Here is a 13717-nt window from a genome sequence, read left to right as displayed (position 1 = left end):
GACTCTGTTAGCTTTTGCTAACAGAGTTTTTGTTTTTAAAGATACTTATTGAACCATCCTTTTATTTCCTCGACATGTTGCAGACGCATTTTTGGAGATCCGCTTCTGGATACCTCATGAGTTTCATCTGGGAAGGTAACAAGTACCGCTTCTTTATTTTGCCGTTTTAAAGCGACAAAAAATTGCTCGCTCTGTTCAATGGGACAACGGAAATCCTTTTCACCGTGAAGTAAGAGTAAAGGGGTATTCACATTGGAAACATACTTTAAAGGAGAGTGCTGCCATAACTTTTCAGAGGAGTTAACGATATCGCCGCCTACTTCCCACTCTGTAAAATAATAGCCAATGTCGCTAACCCCATAAAAACTCAGCCAGTTACTAATGCAACGCTGAGCCACAGCTGCCTTGAAGCGGTTAGTATGTCCGATGATCCAATTTGTCATGAACCCGCCATAACTTCCTCCGCATACCCCTAAATCTTCATGCTCTATAAAATCATAGGTAGTTAATACATGATCAACTCCAGCCATTAAGTCCTTATAATCCATGCCTCCATAATCACCCCGGCAGGCATTTACGAAGTCTTGGCCATATCCTGCACTCCCGCGAGGGTTAGTGAACAATACAGTATACCCCTCATTAGCCAAGGACTGGAATTCATGAACATAGGTATTGGCGTACATCATATGCGGACCGCCGTGGATTTCTAAAATGAGTGGATATTTTTGATGGTCATTAAAATCGGTCGGTCTCATGATCCAGCCGTGGATGGTAAGTCCATCAACAGATGGAAAGGTAATGGGTTCAGCCATGGACAAATGTTTATCCTTCAAAAAATCCTCATTAACAAAACTGATTTGTTCCTTATCGCCATTGGTAAGGTTATAAGCAAAGAGATCCCCGGGATGAACAGGTGTACTGATGGCCACGACAGCACGGTGGCTTTCGGGATCTATAGTCAGGCCGTATATATGCTGCGGGTCTAGGATTGATGGATACATGGCCCCTTCAATAGAACCATAATATACTCCGGTATTTCCGTAATCGCTTATTAAAAAGTAAAATCCTTGGCTATCGTTTGTCCATAAAATACCTGGGTCAACGGCTCCGATTTGGAAATCCCCAATTGCGGAATCTCCAATTTGGACGTCCCATCCATCGGTCAAACACTGAGTCGTTTGATCGAAAATGGAATATAACCAGATATTTGAAAAGGTGGCACCGGCGAATTCCTTATTATGGCCAATGAAAGATAGATATTCGCCATTTGGAGACCATTTCGGATCTCTAAAGAAACCTGTACCATTCGTTATCCTATCTAAAGATTTCGTTTCAAGGTCCATGATGAAAACATCGGAAAAAAGTTCATCATCACTTCTTTCTGCATCCCCGCTTATGAATGCAATATGCTGACCGTCTGGTGACCATGCATTGGGCTGATGATCAATATTGTTTTCCGTTAGCAATGAGGATTCTCCCTTGAAAATTTCCACTATAACCAGCTGTTGATATAACTGATCAAAATAGCCTCTCCCATCCCATTTATACTTAATCCGATCATACCTATTCACTTCTTTGGATAGATTATTTTCCTTGACCGTATTAAGGTTTTCACCCTCCTTTAACCCGGTAGAAAGCAGCAATTTAGTGGAGCAAGGAGACCAAATAGGCTTTGATACACCGTTAACAAAATGGGTGAGCTGGTGAGCTTCCCCACCAATGCTCCCAATAATGTGGACTTGTTTTTTACCTGATCTGTCTGATATAAAGGCGATATGCTTGCCGTCGGGGGACCAGGCTGGTGATGTATCACGATTATCCCCAAACGTCCATTGCTTTGTTTCATTCGTAATCAGGCTGAACATAAACAGATTGGAAATGTATTTTTCCGTTTTTTCATCTATTCTCGTCTGGACATATACCGCCATGCTGCCATCCGGTGATAGCTTTGGATCGGTCACTGATTTCAAGTGAAATAAGTCTCTTGCTGTTATACCTATTTTGTTCATCCTTTTCACCCTTTCATTTCTCATAGGTAAGTATTTCGCTAAAGAGAAATATAAATCCTTTAGTAAATGGTAATCGCGTAATGTTTATTTATCAAGGACGAAAGAAATGAAAAAAATCCGGCCTATTCATCAGGTCGGATTATCAGTTAATATGGAAAAACTCACAATTACTTATGCGTGTGTCGTGCATGTGGGCGGTGCGGCGGTATTTGGAAATTATGTTCTTCCATCATTTTATAATGTTTTTCAAAATGTGAAACCATTTTATCGGCTTCTTCTTTCGAAAGCGCACCATACTCGACGTATTTTTCTATCAATATCTTTTTGTCAGCGAGTATCTGTTTTTGGATCTTGGCGATTTCAGTTTTTTGAGCTTCAGTGAGTTGTACACTTTCCGTTTTTGCTTTATTTTCCTCTGCAGCTGGGTGATTCAGGTTGACTAAGAATAGGGAACAGGCTGTCAAACAGATGACTAAAAACTTTTTCATGGATGAACGACTCCTTCTTTTGTTTTTTCTGCCTTATGAAGATCTGTAGAACTTTAAAACCTGAAAGTCTCTTCCTTGTGTTGAATGTTTTCAATACGGAAGACTCCTTATTTCTTTATTATCATTTACAGCATTTACAGTTTTATGTAAAAATTTTGGTGAGGGTTTGTTACAGAAGGATATGGGTAATTTAAATGTAAGCGGAAAATTTTGTTGTAACTTTTTATTAATAAAAGTCTTTTAAAGAAGGAAGAAAGGGGATTATCATGATTTGGTCAATTATTGGTTTAATAATATTATTATGGGTTCTTGGTTTAGTCTTTAAAGTGGCTGCAGGTTTTATACATATCTTGCTTATCATCGCGGTCATTCTCATTTTGGTTAAAGTTTTTAAGGGAAGGAATCGAATGTAGATGTGTATCGTAGGCTAACGATGGGAAAGTTAATAAGTGCAAATGTAAAAGGCGGCCTGGTGGATAGGTCGCCTTTTACATTTGTTTAGTCCGTCAATCATATGGTAGTGGCTGTCCCAACAGCCTCTTATGGATCCAAATCGCTGCTTGGGTCCCATCCCCCATTGAAATGGTCACTTGTTCGGAATGGGCAACTAGGTCGCCGCCTGCCCAGACTCCTTTAATATTCGTTTCTTTGGTCCGGGGATGAATCACGACATGATTATTTTCATTGACTTGCACACCTAATTGTAAGGCTAGGCCATTATTAAGTTTGTTCCCTTTAAACGCCGTGAATGCCTTTTCAGCCTCAATCGTTTTGCCAGATGCTAATTGTATGGCCTTTAACCGTTGTTTGGCATCAACATGAACCTCACAAACTTCTTCTTCGATTACGGGAATATGATTTTCTTTTAACTTTTCCCTATACACATCATCAATTTTTGATTTCAAATGATTAACGTAAATGATATCTTTTGACCAATATAATAGAGTAAGGGCCATGCCCGCACCAGCATTTCCGCCTCCAAGGACAACAGTTTGCTTATCCATGATCTCATACCCATCACAGTCAGGGCATATATATGTGGAAGTTCCAAGGGTTGGATAGATGTTTTTGATTGGAGGAATGTTATCGATAATGCCAGTGCCAAGAAAAATCATTTTTGCTTGATATTCCCTGTCATTTTTTGTTTGGATAAAAAACCTGTCCTGTTTTTTTTCAAGAGATGTCACTGTATCGTCCAAGAATTCGACACCGAATTTTTCAGCATGCTGTCTGCCGAGCGTCCTTAATTGTTTGCCGCTTACCCCATCCGGCCATCCAAGAATGTTATGGTAATCCTTGGCAATAGAAGAGCGACCTTGAGCAGAATCAATGACGATAATATCATGTTTATATCTTCCGAGCTGGATGGCTGCCTGAATACCGGCTATTCCTCCGCCAATAATAATGCAATCTGCTTGTTTCATTATTTCACCGCCCATAAGTTTGGATAAACCTAGTGTTATTCTATCTGTAAAAAATATACCACTAGTCGCTGGCTCTTAAACAATTGCAAGAGATAGAATGGATATATCCCTGTTAAAGCGGCAACAAAAATCGTAAAACATGGTATAGACTTTTCTGGACATTTAAACAATACTTTCCCATTAAATTTGTTTCTTATTATCATTTTGTTAAATATGTCTAGTTATTTTTTTTGAATTCTTACATTTTGGATAATAGTATATTTCAAAAAGAAAAAGTAAACTAAAAGAATAATGTGTGGAGAGATAGATTACAGTACAGTTTCCAATCGTAGAAAATGGAGTTATCCCTGATTCCGCTATTAAAGATGTCAAATTACTTGGTTATGAAATGACCATGTATATGTCCTTTATGATTTTCTGAGTAGAGTTGGGTTCGTAATATAGAAAGATGAAAGATTATTTGTGTTTAAGAAGTTCAAGATAAAGATTAGGGGAGGCAGGCATATGATTCATACAAAAGCAACAACAGAAAGAAAAGAACTGAATATCCGGGATATTTGGGAAGCGAGAAAACGAATTGCCTCTATAATAACGGAAACCCCAACCATCCATTCTGCTATTTTATCTGAGAAGGTCGGCCGTAATGTTTATTTGAAATTGGAGAATGTTCATGAAGTTGGAGCTTTTAAAGTGAGAGGAGCTGCCAATAAAATACTTAGCTTGAGTGAAGAAGAAAAAAAAAGGGGAGTTGCAACGTTCTCAACGGGTAACCATGGGATGGCGGTAGCATATGTATCAAAAATATTAGGAATTCAGGCTGTTGTTTGCATTTCAAATCGAGTGCCAAAAGCTAAGGTAGATTCATTGAAAAGTCTTGGAGCTCAAATAATTATAGTAGGTGATAGTCAGGATGCTGCTGGAGAGCACTGTTGTAAACTGGAAGCAGAGAAGGGGCTAACGGTAATTCAGCCTTTCGATGATCCTTATGTTATAGCTGGTCAAGGAACGATTGGTTTGGAATTGATCGAGAGTCTCCCTAACCTGTCGGATGTGGTTGTTCCGCTTTCAGGGGGAGGGCTCCTCTCTGGGGTTGGCTTAGCATTGAAATCCAATTGTCGCGATATAAGAGTGACAGGTGTTTCCATGGAGAAATCTGCTGTTATGCATGAAAGTTTAAAAGCAAGAAAACCAGTTATGCTAGAAGAAAGTGAGACACTCGCTGATAGCTTACTTGGTGGAATTGGGCTTGAAAATCAATATACATTTCAAATGGTTCAGCAATATATGGATGATGTGTTACTCATATCCGAAAAAGAAATTGCCTATAGTATGGCTTTTATGATGGATAAGCACCGAATTATCATGGAAGGTGCAGCTGCGACTGGTATCGCGGCTGTCCTAGGAAAAAAAATCCAACATAAAGATGGTGATATTGTTGTAATTATAAGTGGGAACAATGTCGATCTTTCTGTGTTGCTTAAGGTAATTCAACAATATTCTTTCGAAAACAAAGAGTGAAAATCAGATATCACTGCATTGGAGGAGCGGGTGGATCGAAATCACTTTCCTGGTTTTCAAATATCAGTATGCTCCTATTTTTTAATCCTTCTTATAATGGGAACCGAATTAGATAATTTTAGTAGACGGAGTTTATTTAATATGCTTTTCTATAATTAGTGGTTCATTAATTGTCTGAGGGGGGACAGCATGAAATTAACGGTTGAGGATGTTTTAAAGTTCAAGAGTATGGAAGATGCAAGGATCATTACAGGAAAGGACTTTGTAAATGAACGAACCGTTCAATGGATATCAGTGATTGAGATGCCGGTGGAAAACTTTGTCCGTAAAAATGAGGTTGTTTTAACTACTGGGATTGGGTGCAACGACAATGTTGAATCATTAAAAGTGTTTGTACAGGATATTATCGAATCTGAAGCATCTGCCCTTATGATCGCTATGGGAAGGTATATTTATGATATTCCCAGAGAAGTCATTGAATTGGCTGATAAACATAATTTTATGATCATTGAAATTCCATGGGAAATCCGTTTTGCCAGTATAATTGAAATGGTCATGAAGGAGATTAACGATAGTCAGCATAAAGAACGGGAGAAATCAGAGAAGGTGCAACAGGAGCTATTAAAGTTAATACTAAAGGAATCTGATATTAAGCATATTTCAAAGTTCATTCAAAGGAATATAGGGTGTTCAATCATAATAACTGACCGGTCAGGCTCCATCCTGGAAAAAAACTGTCATGGCCAAGCGTTTATAAAAAAATGGAAGGAATATATTATTCAGGGTATTATTCCTTCAGGAAAAGAAACATCGCTATCCACCCATGATCCAATGTTTCAGAAATTTCAAATTATAGAAACGGAAGATCTGACCATATTACAGCTTCCAGTTCTACAAGTTTCCGGCCATTCGCAGGGATATCTGTTTGTTCTATTACCTTCCGATACGACTGTAGACTCGTTTTTAACCGAGTTCAGGGTAAACGTTTTGGAGCACTCAGCGACAACCATCGCTCTTTGGCTTTCAAGGAAAAATGCCATTGAAGCCACTAAAATGAATTTACGAAGTGATTTTGTACAAGAGCTTGCCAAAGGGGAATTCATTTCTTGTGATCAAGCAAATTCAAGAGCTACATTACTAGGTTATAATATAAAGATTCCGTACGTTTGCATTGTAGGGCTGCCTGAAAACCTTGAGGCTCTTTTTAAAAAGCGAAAACATGATTATGATACATTTGAGCATTGGCTTCAAAGCATGAATCACTATATTGGAGAAGAAATTATGTATGCTGCACAATCCCTTAAACGAGAAGCTATGTTGACATTTCAAGGTGAACAGCTAATTATTTTTCTGGAAATTCCCTTCAAAGCAGAAAATGAAAATTCTACAAATTTCTTGGATCTTGTCGAGCGGCGTTTAGGAAATTTACTTCCGGAGGTTATCATTTCCTGGGGGCATGGTAACTATATTGAGGGTTTTCAAGGATTTGCTGAAAGCTATAAGCATGCAAATGTTGCATTACATATTGGAAGACGTAAAAAGGGATTAGGGAATCGTATGGTTTATGAAAACACACGAGTTGACAGAGTGCTTTTAAATCTTGCTCAGAATAAAGATATGAAAGAAATTATCATGACAACGATTGAGCCGCTTGTTCAATATGACAAGAATCGTAATATGGATCTGATTAGTACATTTAGTGCGTATAACCAGTTTCATGGAAACGTAAGCCAAACGGCAAGATCGTTAAACTTACATAGACAATCATTATTATATAGACTTAGAAAAATAGAATCATTGACAGGTCTTTCTCTTGTTGATCCGGATGATTTATTCTTATTGGACCTAAGCATAAAGACTTGGAAAATGGGTATATCCGAAACCGTTTTTCAATAATGGAACCACAAAATAAATATTTTTTGAAATGAGTATTAGTAAATCCCCCGCTCACTTGATATATATTGTTAATCAAAAGCTTACCCTTCTTTTCTGACTAACTAAATAAATTTCCTGTGTTTTAAAATGGGTGAAATGGTTAATATTATATGTTCATTTCGGGGATTCCTTGTAACTTGAGCGAAGCACCATTCTAAAAGCAGGCAATCATTTAAACAGTTAATAGATGACTCCCATATTGAGCGGGAGTCATTTTATTTTGGTTTAAGAATGATTTCTTCAGGATCTTAACATAACAGTTTCTCTTTTGAATTGCTCAAAAGACGGAAATGGTCCTCAGAAATTAATAAGCTCTCAGACTACCGAGCGGTTCTCCCGCTGCTTATATCTGAAATGGATGAGACTTTGTTGAAGGGATCAGAAAACCCTCATTCAGGATTTTTTTACTTTGTTCATAATTAAGTTTGCATTTCTTTGATAATTTGACTAAAAATTTACTGAATCTTCATACATTTTTGTGAATGATAGATATTTGTTCAGCCTTTATAATAAATTCATGAAAGTATTCCAAAAAGTTCTAAAAACGACAACATTTATGCAGGAGGTAATGTCCCATGTCATTTGGATCAGCAGAGTATAAAGAGAGAATTCGTAAAACAAAAGAAAGAATGGCTACGCAAGGCATTGAAGTATTACTTATAACAGATCCAGCCAATATGAACTATTTATCCGGTTATGATGGATGGACTTTCTATGTTCATCAAATGCTGGTTATTATTAATGACGAAGATCAACCGCTTTGGATTGGTAGGGGCCAGGATGCAAATGGAGCCAAGGTGACAACGTGGCTTTATAATGAAAATATCATTCCCTATCCAGAAGATTATGTACAATCCGAAATCAAACATCCAATGGATTTTATTGCGGATATCTTAAAACAAATTGGCCAGGATAACCGTTCCATCGGAGTTGAAATGGATAACTATTATTTCACTGCGAAATGCTATGAGCAGTTGAAAAAGGGGTTGCCAAATGCCTCATTAAAAGATGCAACGCTTTTAGTAAATTGGGTTCGCCTTATAAAGTCTGATTTAGAAATAGAATATATTAAACGCGCTGCGTCGATTGTTGAAAAAGCAATGATGTCAGGAATCAACTTAATCAATGAAGGCGTCCGTGAATGTGATGTTGCAGCGGAAATTTTCCATACACAGATAACAGGAACACCGGAATTCGGCGGAGATTATCCAGCGATTATGCCGTTGCTCCCATCCGGAGAAAAAACCTCCACTCCACATTTAACATGGACGGATGAACGATATAAAGCAGGGGATTCAGTGATCTTAGAATTGGCAGGTTGTTATAAACGTTATCACTCGCCTCTAGCAAGAACGGTTAATATAGGTAAACCTTCAGATAAATTGAAAGGCTTATCAGATGTCGTTGTGGAAGGACTGAATGCTTGTCTCGACATGATAAAACCTGGTATCGCGTGTGAAGAAATCGAGGAAACCTGGAGAAGGACCATAAAGAAAAGTGGCATTATAAAAGAATCGCGTCTTGGTTATGCAATGGGGCTTAACTACCCTCCTGATTGGGGTGAACATACAGTAAGCATTCGCAAAGGAGATAAGACGATTCTACAACCCAATATGACATTTCATCTGATTCCGGGTATTTGGTTAGATAATTACGGATTCGAAGCAAGTGAAGCGATCCGTGTGACAGAAACCGGCTGTGAAACTTTTGCAAACCTGCCAAGACAGTTGTACATCAAAGGCGAAGTACTTTCAAAAAACTAATCCATTAAGGTAGGGGGGAGCAGCTGTGATTATTTTGACGGAGCAAGAGCTTAAACAATATGTCCAGTTAAATCGTGAAGCAATCGCGATTGTAGAAGAAGGATTTACAAAGCTTGCAAACGATGAAGTGGTGATGCCCCCGATTATGCGTGTAGATGTTCATGATCAAGATGGGGAAGTGGATGTAAAAACAGCGTATATCAAAGGAAAAGACATGTTTGCGATAAAGGTATCTTCTGGATTCTTTAATAACTATAAGGTGGGCCTCCCGAGCGGAAATGGACTAATGATGTTGATGAGCGCACGAACCGGTATTCCTCAAGCGCTTCTTTTAGATAACGGTTATTTAACCGAAGTGAGAACGGCAGCCGCGGGAGCAATTGCGGCAAACTACCTTTCACGAGAAGAAATTGAAACTGTTGGGGTGATTGGGGCAGGCAGTCAGGCAAGGTTCCAGGTAAGGGCATTAAAACTAGTACGTAACTTTAGTGAAATTCTGATATATTCTCGTTCAGCTGATCGTGCAAAGAAATATGCGGAAGACATGTCGGCGGAATTAGGGATTCAAGTCCAAGTCATGGATAGTGCAGAAAAGGTAGTGCGCTCAAGTGATGTGGTCGTAACCACAACACCATCTAAAGAGCCAATTATAAAAGCGGAATGGCTTCACCCTGGTCTTCATATAACCGCGATGGGATCTGATGCAGAACATAAGCAGGAACTGGAGACCGAAGTGTTAGCCCATGCGGATAAGCTTGTGTGTGATACAAAAGCTCAATGTGCCCGGCTCGGGGAATTACATCACGCACTTGATCGTGGAATATTAACTCTAGACTCATCGATCATTGAAATCGGGCAATTAACATCCAAACAAGTGAAGGGCCGTGATCATGAAAACCAAATTACGGTTTGTGACTTAACTGGAACTGGTGTTCAAGATACAGCGATTGCTCTATTCGCTTATAACGAAATGTTGAACCGAAATATAGGAATTCACGTGGAAAATGCTGAATTAACAATAAAAAACTAATGAGGTGTAATGATATGACATTCGAAAATATTAAAACGGGAACTAAAGCAGTCTGGGCGGGAGAAAAAGAATATTTAGTACATGGTGCGACACAAGTACCGGTCGTGCTTAGCGTGGCATACAACTATGATGATATGGATGAGTGGTACGATGTAGCGATTGGTAAGAAAAAAGGTCATATATATGGACGTAACACGAATCCCACTGTTCAATCATTTGAAGACAAATTGAAAATTCTTGAAGGGGCTGAAGCGGCAACTAGCTTCTCAACGGGAATGGCGGCTATCAGTAATACATTGTCTACCTTCTTATTGCCAGGGGATCGCATTGTATCGATTAAAGATACATACGGAGGTACAAATAAAATCTTTACTGAGTTCCTTCCAAGACAGCAAATCGATGTGGTTCTTTGCGAAACGGGAAACCATGAGCAAATTGAGGCTGAAGTTGCAAAAGGCTGTAAGATTCTATACCTGGAAACACCAACGAATCCAACTGTTAAAATTACGGATATTGAGCGCATGGCAAAAGCAGGCCATGACGCTGGTGCCCTTGTAATCGTTGATAATACATTCGGGACTCCAATCAACCAAAATCCAATTTCGCTTGGAGTGGATTTAGTCATTCATAGTGCAACGAAATATCTTGGCGGTCACGCAGATGCATTGGGCGGAGTCGTATGCGGTTCACAGGAGCTTGTTGAACAGGTCTATCATTACCGAGAAATCAATGGAGCGACAATGGATCCAATGGCAGCGTATCTGACATTGCGAGGAATGAAAACCCTTCATCTTCGTGTACGTCAGCAATGTTCAAATGCGAAGGCCCTTGCTGAATTCTTACAGACCCAAGATATGGTTGAGGCCGTTTACTATCCGGGTCTTGAAACGCATCCAAATCATGATATTGCAAAAAAACAAATGAAGGACTTTGGCGGTATGCTAAGTTTTGCAGTAAAGGGGGGAGTAGATACTGTTAGAGACCTTCTTCCGAAATTACAATTTGCTCATCGAGCTGCTAATCTAGGTGCAGTGGAAACAACTGTAGGACCCGCACGCACAACTAGCCATGTTGAATGTACACCAGAAGAGCGTGCTGCAATGGGAATTCCTGAAGGGCTCATTCGTGTTTCTTGCGGGATTGAAGATTCGGAAGACATTATTGCAGATTTTGAGCAAGCTTTTAAACTGATAAAGTCAACTCTACATGTTTAATAGAAATCTATTTCCTATTAGGTGAGGTGTATGGTGAATGTCAAATGATCATCCCCTTGTTCAACAAGTAAATAGCTTGTTAGACAAACTGGTAGAATGGCGCAGAAAATTCCATCAAAATCCCGAACTCAGTTTTAATGAGTTCGGGACCTCTCAATTTATTGCCGAGACGTTACAGAGAATGGATGGAATGAAAGTAGATACTGGTATCGGTACTGAAACAAGTGTGGTCGGTACTCTATCATTTGGTGAAGGACCAACAATCGCAATTCGAGCAGACATCGATGCTTTGCCAATAGTGGAAGAGAATGCCAATGAAGTTTATCGTTCAAAAAACCATGGGGTCATGCATGCATGCGGACATGATGCACATACGGCCATTTTGCTTGGAGTGGCCACCATCCTTGCCGATTATTTTAAAAAGGGTTCGTTGGTCGGAACGGTTAAATTTGTATTTCAGCCTGCAGAGGAAAGTACCGATGAAAAGGGCATTTCTGGCTCGCCTTACATGGTACAGGCTGGTGTTTATGACAAGGTGGATACTGCAATCGCCCTTCACATGTGTCCATGGCTTCCAGTGGGTGATATCCAAATGTGTGATGGGCACAGTATGGCTAATGTTGATGTTTTTAAAGGGAGAATTTTAGGAACAGGCGGTCATGGTGCATATCCTGAGCTCGGTACAGATCCTATTTGGATGCTAGGACCAGTAATGCAGGCCCTATATGGAATAGTCGCCCGAAGAGTGTCTGCCTTGGATGCTGCAGTTGTGAGCATAGGTCAAATACATGCCGGCACTGCAAGTAATATCATTCCAACGGAGGTGTTAATTGAAGGCACCATTCGCAGTTATACACCTGAAATCCGTGATGTATTGTCCTCGGAAATCAGAAGAGCATTTTCAATCGTGGACCATCTGGGCGGTGAGTACTCATTGGAAATTAAAAGAGGAGAACCAGCCTTATATAATAGCGAACATGTCAATCAATTGTTTAGAGAAGCGATTGCCGAGTTATATCCGGAACTTCAAGTTATTAAACGCCCGTTTGGCTTGGGGGGAGAAGATTTTGGCTATGTGACTCAAAAGCTGGCTGGGTCCATGTTTTTTCTAGGATGTGCACAAAAGGATGATGTTCAAAGAGATTTGCACACACCGAATTTTGATATTGACGAAACGTGCTTGCCGATAGGTACAGCCATTCTCGTAAATACGGCTATTAAGTTCTTGAAGGGCGAAAAAAAAATCCCATATGTTCATAACTTGGAGGTGTCAACGCATGGCTCATAAATTAGCATTTATTGGATTTGGTGTTGTCGGTCAAGGATTAGCTGAAATCCTACTTGATAAAAAGGAAACCTTAAAAAAGAATGAGGGCTTTGAAGCAGTCATCGTAGCCATTTCCGACCTACAGAAAGGCTCAATCTATCATCATAACGGTCTTGATATCGATAAGGTACTAGAGGTTCTAAAAGAAACTGGCAGTTTGGAAGATTATCCACAATCACCTGGCCTTGTGACAGGATGGGATAGCATAAAAACGATTCGTGAAACAAACGCGGATACAATCATTGAAGTTTCATATACAGATGTTAAAACAGGCCAACCTGCCATTGATCATTGTAAGGCTGCTTTCGAGGGCGGGAAAAATGTAGTTATGACAAATAAGGGACCAGTTGCGCTTGCCTATCAGGAGTTATCTGAATTAGCTGATAAAAAAGGCGTTTTCTGGGGGTTTGAAGGAACGGTCATGAGTGGTACACCTGCGTTGCGAATGCCCATTACTACCCTGGCAGGCAATGAAATAACAGAGATACGCGGCATTTTAAATGGAACAACAAACTATATCTTAACAAAGATGGAAACGGAAGGTGTTTCTTATGAGGAAGCACTCAAAGAGGCACAGGATCTTGGTTATGCTGAGGCTGATCCAACCAGTGATGTCGAGGGTTATGATGCTAGATACAAAATTGCCATTTTAGCGAACCATGTTATGAACGTCCCTCTAACTGTAGAAGAGGTTGTCTGTCGAGGGATTACGGACATCACCTTAATGGATATTGAAGAAGCGAAGTCAGAAGGAAAGCGTTGGAAGCTGCTAGCAAAGGCACGTAAAGAAGAGGGAGGCATAATTGCCACGATTTGTCCGGAAAAAGTTGATGTAACCGACCCTCTTGCCTCTATAAACGGTGCGGTAAATGCGATTACCTATGTATGTGATCTTTTAGGTCCGGTGACATTAAGCGGTGCTGGTGCTGGGAAAGTTGAAACTGGATTCTCCCTCTTAATTGACTTGATTACCATTGAACGAAAAAGACAAGTAGTGAAAATTTAATGA

Annotated in this window: 11 protein-coding genes; 8 read left to right on the top strand and 3 right to left on the bottom strand. The window is 39.7% G+C overall.

Features of this window, described 5'->3' with window-relative positions; all coding sequences use genetic code 11:
- Nucleotides 1-35 precede the first annotated feature (35 nt).
- Nucleotides 36-2009, bottom strand: a complete 1974-nt coding sequence (locus IOC57_RS22355; RefSeq protein ID WP_286185115.1) for a S9 family peptidase — start codon at nucleotides 2007-2009, stop codon at nucleotides 36-38.
- Nucleotides 2010-2176: 167 nt separating this feature from the next.
- Entirely contained in the window at nucleotides 2177-2497 is a 321-nt protein-coding gene (locus tag IOC57_RS22350; protein WP_207440761.1) for a YckD family protein, read from the bottom strand.
- A gap of 266 nt (nucleotides 2498-2763) precedes the next feature.
- On the opposite strand from IOC57_RS22350, the gene IOC57_RS22345 reads away from it, so the two are divergent.
- Nucleotides 2764-2910 (top strand): lmo0937 family membrane protein, encoded by a 147-nt coding sequence (locus IOC57_RS22345; protein WP_207440760.1) that lies wholly within the window; start codon nucleotides 2764-2766, stop codon nucleotides 2908-2910.
- 93 nt (nucleotides 2911-3003) lie between these two features.
- Here IOC57_RS22345 and IOC57_RS22340 read toward each other — a convergent pair whose 3' ends face one another.
- On the bottom strand, nucleotides 3004-3921 hold the full coding sequence (locus IOC57_RS22340; RefSeq protein ID WP_207440759.1) for an NAD(P)/FAD-dependent oxidoreductase: 918 nt from the start codon (nucleotides 3919-3921) through the stop codon (nucleotides 3004-3006).
- A gap of 504 nt (nucleotides 3922-4425) precedes the next feature.
- Here IOC57_RS22340 and eutB point away from each other — a divergent pair.
- From eutB to IOC57_RS22305, 7 genes are all read left to right on the top strand, one after another.
- Nucleotides 4426-5439 carry a hydroxyectoine utilization dehydratase EutB gene (eutB, locus tag IOC57_RS22335; RefSeq protein WP_207440758.1) on the top strand — a complete coding sequence of 338 codons (1014 nt, stop codon included), beginning with the start codon at nucleotides 4426-4428 and terminating at the stop codon, nucleotides 5437-5439.
- A gap of 189 nt (nucleotides 5440-5628) precedes the next feature.
- Nucleotides 5629-7335, top strand: a complete 1707-nt coding sequence (locus tag IOC57_RS22330; RefSeq protein WP_207440757.1) for a PucR family transcriptional regulator — start codon at nucleotides 5629-5631, stop codon at nucleotides 7333-7335.
- 614 nt (nucleotides 7336-7949) lie between these two features.
- Nucleotides 7950-9137 carry a M24 family metallopeptidase gene (locus IOC57_RS22325; protein ID WP_207440756.1) on the top strand — a complete coding sequence of 396 codons (1188 nt, stop codon included), beginning with the start codon at nucleotides 7950-7952 and terminating at the stop codon, nucleotides 9135-9137.
- 25 nt (nucleotides 9138-9162) lie between these two features.
- Nucleotides 9163-10167: a cyclodeaminase gene (locus IOC57_RS22320; RefSeq protein ID WP_207440755.1), complete on the top strand. Its 1005-nt coding sequence runs from the start codon at nucleotides 9163-9165 to the stop codon at nucleotides 10165-10167.
- A 14-nt stretch (nucleotides 10168-10181) separates the two neighbouring features.
- The gene (locus IOC57_RS22315; RefSeq protein ID WP_207440754.1) at nucleotides 10182-11381 is read left to right on the top strand and encodes a cystathionine gamma-synthase family protein; all 1200 of its coding nucleotides are present in this window, start codon (nucleotides 10182-10184) and stop codon (nucleotides 11379-11381) included.
- Between the two features lie 37 nt (nucleotides 11382-11418).
- Nucleotides 11419-12669, top strand: coding sequence for a M20 metallopeptidase family protein (locus IOC57_RS22310; RefSeq protein ID WP_207440753.1), 1251 nt, complete (start codon nucleotides 11419-11421; stop codon nucleotides 12667-12669).
- The gene (locus IOC57_RS22305; protein ID WP_207440752.1) at nucleotides 12659-13714 is read left to right on the top strand and encodes a homoserine dehydrogenase; all 1056 of its coding nucleotides are present in this window, start codon (nucleotides 12659-12661) and stop codon (nucleotides 13712-13714) included. Before IOC57_RS22310 ends, IOC57_RS22305 begins: the two co-directional genes overlap by 11 nt.
- Nucleotides 13715-13717 lie beyond the last annotated feature (3 nt).

Origin of the sequence: Bacillus sp. SD075, assembly GCF_017355165.1 — a bacterium.
Taxonomy (GTDB): Bacteria; Bacillota; Bacilli; order Bacillales; family DSM-1321; genus Peribacillus.
Note: the sequence above shows the minus strand (reverse complement) of the source record. Positions and strands in the feature narration are given on the sequence as shown.

Bases quoted from the DNA above. Each gene is read 5' to 3' on its own strand.
- IOC57_RS22325 (WP_207440756.1), top strand. From the start codon at position 7,950: ATGTCATTTGGATCAGCAGAGTATAAAGAGAGAATTCGTAAAACAAAA.
- IOC57_RS22345 (WP_207440760.1), top strand. From the start codon at position 2,764: ATGATTTGGTCAATTATTGGTTTAATAATATTATTATGGGTTCTTGGT.
- IOC57_RS22350 (WP_207440761.1), bottom strand. From the start codon at position 2,497: ATGAAAAAGTTTTTAGTCATCTGTTTGACAGCCTGTTCCCTATTCTTA.
- IOC57_RS22305 (WP_207440752.1), top strand. From the start codon at position 12,659: ATGGCTCATAAATTAGCATTTATTGGATTTGGTGTTGTCGGTCAAGGA.
- IOC57_RS22330 (WP_207440757.1), top strand. From the start codon at position 5,629: ATGAAATTAACGGTTGAGGATGTTTTAAAGTTCAAGAGTATGGAAGAT.
- IOC57_RS22355 (WP_286185115.1), bottom strand. From the start codon at position 2,009: ATGAACAAAATAGGTATAACAGCAAGAGACTTATTTCACTTGAAATCA.
- IOC57_RS22340 (WP_207440759.1), bottom strand. From the start codon at position 3,921: ATGAAACAAGCAGATTGCATTATTATTGGCGGAGGAATAGCCGGTATT.
- IOC57_RS22315 (WP_207440754.1), top strand. From the start codon at position 10,182: ATGACATTCGAAAATATTAAAACGGGAACTAAAGCAGTCTGGGCGGGA.
- eutB (WP_207440758.1), top strand. From the start codon at position 4,426: ATGATTCATACAAAAGCAACAACAGAAAGAAAAGAACTGAATATCCGG.
- IOC57_RS22310 (WP_207440753.1), top strand. From the start codon at position 11,419: ATGTCAAATGATCATCCCCTTGTTCAACAAGTAAATAGCTTGTTAGAC.